This is a genomic window from Mycobacterium sp., from assembly GCF_049280035.1.
Classification (GTDB): Bacteria; Actinomycetota; Actinomycetes; order Mycobacteriales; family Mycobacteriaceae; genus Mycobacterium.
Genome location: NZ_JBAPPI010000462.1, coordinates 1 through 3,139, shown reverse-complemented (window position 1 = coordinate 3,139; position 3,139 = coordinate 1). Strand labels below are relative to the sequence as shown.

5 protein-coding genes are annotated in these 3,139 nt (G+C 68.8%); 2 read left to right on the top strand and 3 right to left on the bottom strand.

Annotation, left to right across the window (positions count from 1 at the left end):
* On the bottom strand, window positions 1-655 hold a 655-nt coding region (locus tag WAN71_RS15220; protein WP_422226126.1), incomplete at its 3' end, for a DUF2470 domain-containing protein.
* Window positions 656-743: 88 nt separating this feature from the next.
* On the opposite strand from WAN71_RS15220, the gene pheA reads away from it, so the two are divergent.
* Together pheA and WAN71_RS15210 are read left to right on the top strand one after the other, a co-directional pair.
* A complete protein-coding gene (pheA, locus tag WAN71_RS15215) occupies window positions 744-1,682 on the top strand; it encodes a prephenate dehydratase (protein WP_422226125.1) in 939 nt (312 codons plus the stop codon).
* Window positions 1,679-2,368 carry a histidine phosphatase family protein gene (locus WAN71_RS15210; RefSeq protein WP_422226124.1) on the top strand — a complete coding sequence of 230 codons (690 nt, stop codon included), beginning with the start codon at window positions 1,679-1,681 and terminating at the stop codon, window positions 2,366-2,368. Before pheA ends, WAN71_RS15210 begins: the two co-directional genes overlap by 4 nt.
* Before the next feature lies 1 nt (window position 2,369).
* Here the strand turns inward: WAN71_RS15210 and WAN71_RS15205 are convergent, their stop codons facing one another.
* Both WAN71_RS15205 and WAN71_RS15200 read right to left on the bottom strand, forming a co-directional pair.
* On the bottom strand, window positions 2,370-2,561 hold the full coding sequence (locus WAN71_RS15205; RefSeq protein ID WP_422226123.1) for a hypothetical protein: 192 nt from the start codon (window positions 2,559-2,561) through the stop codon (window positions 2,370-2,372).
* 123 nt (window positions 2,562-2,684) lie between these two features.
* Window positions 2,685-3,035 (bottom strand): metallopeptidase family protein, encoded by a 351-nt coding sequence (locus tag WAN71_RS15200; protein ID WP_422226127.1) that lies wholly within the window; start codon window positions 3,033-3,035, stop codon window positions 2,685-2,687.
* Window positions 3,036-3,139: the final 104 nt, after the last annotated feature.

The window sequence follows — 3,139 nt, the reverse complement described above, 5'->3', positions numbered from 1 at the left end:
ACCGGACGCCGTAGCGGTCGACCCCGAGCGGGCGGACCTCTCCGCGCCGCAGCCGCGCCGGCAGCCGGGCGGCCAAACGGGCGACCACATCTTGATGGGCGGTGTCCAGGTGCCGGATCCAGCACGATTCAAACGCACAGAACGGGTCGGGACGCGCAGCCAGCAGAGTCCGCACATCGACGGCCTCGGCGCCGGTCGCTCCGTCTTTTTTATAGGCCGCCACCACCGACTCGATCTCCAGCCGCGCCAGCAGATAGCGGGTGTCCCCAGCGGCCACCGGGGTGGATCTGGGGGTCTGTACTTGCAGCAGCGCCGGGTTCGGGTGCTCGGCGGCGATCCGGTCGAGCAGCCTGTGCACGGTCGGTAGCGGCACCTGGTGCAGCCGGCCGCGGATCCAGACCAGCGAGCGCACCGGTTCACGCAATGGCAGCGGCGCGTAGTCGGCCAACTCCAACACGGCCTGTGTCCCACCACCCTCGCAGTCGACCGGCACCGCCACGGCGAATGAACCGTCGGCGAGCAGGTGGTGCAGGGGGGTGGTGAGCGGCTCAGCGCCCTCGGGGCCTTCAATGGCGATTAACGCCTGGCCCGCCCGGACGCAGGTGCTGCGGATCCGCTCGGCCGTCGTCGGTGTCGGGCAGTTGGCAAGTGTCATCGTCGACCGTCCTTGGAAGTGAGGTAAGCCTAACTTAACTAGCGATGATCGAACGGCGCAAGACGTACGACCCGATAGGGTTTTGGTCGTGGCTGGCATCGCGTATCTCGGTCCCGAAGGGACCTTCACCGAAGCGGCGCTGCTGCAGATGATCGACGCCGGCATGGTTCCGCAGCACAGCTCGGCCGATGTGCGGCCGACGCCGGTCGACAGCACGCCCGCTGCCCTCGATGCGGTCCGCGATGGCGCGGCCGCCTACGCCTGCGTGCCGATCGAGAACTCGATCGACGGGTCGGTGATGCCCACCTTGGACAGCCTGGCGATCGGGACGCCGCTGCAAGTATTCGCGGAGCTGACGCTGGAGGTTGCGTTCAGCATCGCCGTCAAACCGGGCCGCACGGCCGCCGATGTGCGCACGCTGGCCGCCTTCCCGGTCGCCGCGGCGCAGGTACGGCGGTGGCTGGCTGCCAATCTGCCAGCCGCCGAACTGCGCCCGGCCAACTCCAACGCCGATGCCGCGCAGCAAGTCGCCGACGGCCATGTCGACGCCGCGGTGAGTTCGCCGTTGGCCGCCACCCAGCGCGGGTTGTCGACGCTGGCTGACGGCGTGGTCGACGAAGCCAATGCGTGCACTCGCTTTGTGCTGGTCGGTCGGCCGGGACCGCCGCCGGCTCGCACCGGCGCCGACCGCACGTCGGTGGCGTTGCGGATCGCCAACGTCCCAAGCGCGCTGGTGTCCGCACTTGCCGAGTTCGGTATCCGCGGCATCGACCTGACCCGCATCGAATCCCGTCCCACCCGAACCGAATTAGGCACCTACGTGTTCTTCCTGGACTGCGTCGGCCACATCGACGACGACGCGGTCGCCGAGGCACTCAAGGCGTTACACCGGCGTTGTACCGATGTGCGCTACCTGGGTTCCTGGCCGACCGGAGGTCTTGCCGGCGCGGCGCCGCCGCAACTGGGCGAGTCGTCGGGTTGGCTGGCGCGGCTGCGCCACGGCTCGCCCGGTGAGGGGTCGCGATGAGCGGTCGTCTGGTGTTGGTGCGGCACGGCCAGTCCTACGGCAACGTCGATCGTCGGTTGGACACCCGGCCCCCGGGGACCGAACTGACGCCGTTGGGCCGCGACCAGGCGCGAGCTTTCGCGCGGAAGGGGTTGAGCCGGCCCGGGCTGTTGCTGCATTCGGTGGCCACCCGTGCGGCGCAGACCGCGGCCGAGATCAGTGCCGAGGTTGAGCTGCCGGCCCGCGAGGTGACCGGCATCCACGAGGTGCAGGTCGGCGAGCTGGAAAACCGCAGCGACGACGACGCGGTCGCCGAATTCAACGCCATCTACCAACGCTGGCATGAAGGGGAGCGGGATGTGCCGCTGCCGGGCGGTGAGACCGCCAACCAGGTGCTGGACCGCTATCTGCCGGTGCTGACCGACTTACGGATGCGCTACCTCGACGACCACGAATGGACCGGCGACATCGTCGTCGTCAGCCACGGGGCGGCGATCCGGCTGACGGCCGCCGTGCTGGCCGGGGTGGAAAGCAGCTTTGTGCTCGATCATCACCTCAACAACACCGAGGCGGTGGTGCTGGCGCCGGTCACCGACGGGCGCTGGAGCTGCGTGCAGTGGGGGACCCTGACGCCGCCGTTCTACCCGAAGCCCGACGCCACTCCGGTGGCTGACGCGATGGAGTCGGCCACCGACCCGATGGGGTAAGTCAGACCGCGATCGCGTCCACCTCAGCGCAGCGGCATCCGACCGCGTCGCAGTCGACGACGAAGGCGTGCGGCATCAGCTCCGGGGTGGTGCAGCCCTCCTCGGTGCACTCCGATCGGTGCAACCAGTGGCGAATGATCGTGCCATGGCAGTGTTCCAAGCCTGCTCGGCAGTCGCGGCAGTCGGTGCTCATGTGCGCTGCTCCTTCTGATCGCTGCGCTCCGCATCGTCGCCAGCGCGGCTCATGTGCCGTTCTTAGCACCGATCGCCGACAGATCCGCGACGCCGCGCCCGTCGTATCCTCAAGTTAAGTTGCTCAGGCCCAGCCCAGTTCGTGTAACCGGTCGTCGTCGATGCCGAAGTGGTGGGCGATCTCGTGAACCACGGTGATCTTCACCTCCTCGACGACCTCGTCCTCGCCGTCGCAGATGTCCAGCAGCGCGTCGCGGTAGATCGTGATGGTGTCCGGCAGCGAACCGGCGTAGGTGGAATCGCGCTCGGTCAACGCCACACCCTCGTACAGGCCGAGCAGATCGGCTTCCTCGGGGTCACGGTCGGCGACCAGCACAACCACGTTGTCCATCTCGGCAGCCAGCTGCGGCGGGATCAAGTCGAGTGCGTCGGACACCAACTCGTCGAACCGTTGCGGATCCATCCGCACGGCTATCCGCCCGGTGCGGGTGGTGGCGGCGGTGGAGCTTCCGGCGCAGGCGGCGGTGGCGGTGGCGGCGCCTCGGGAGCCGGTGGTGGTGGTGGCGGCGGTCCTTCGGG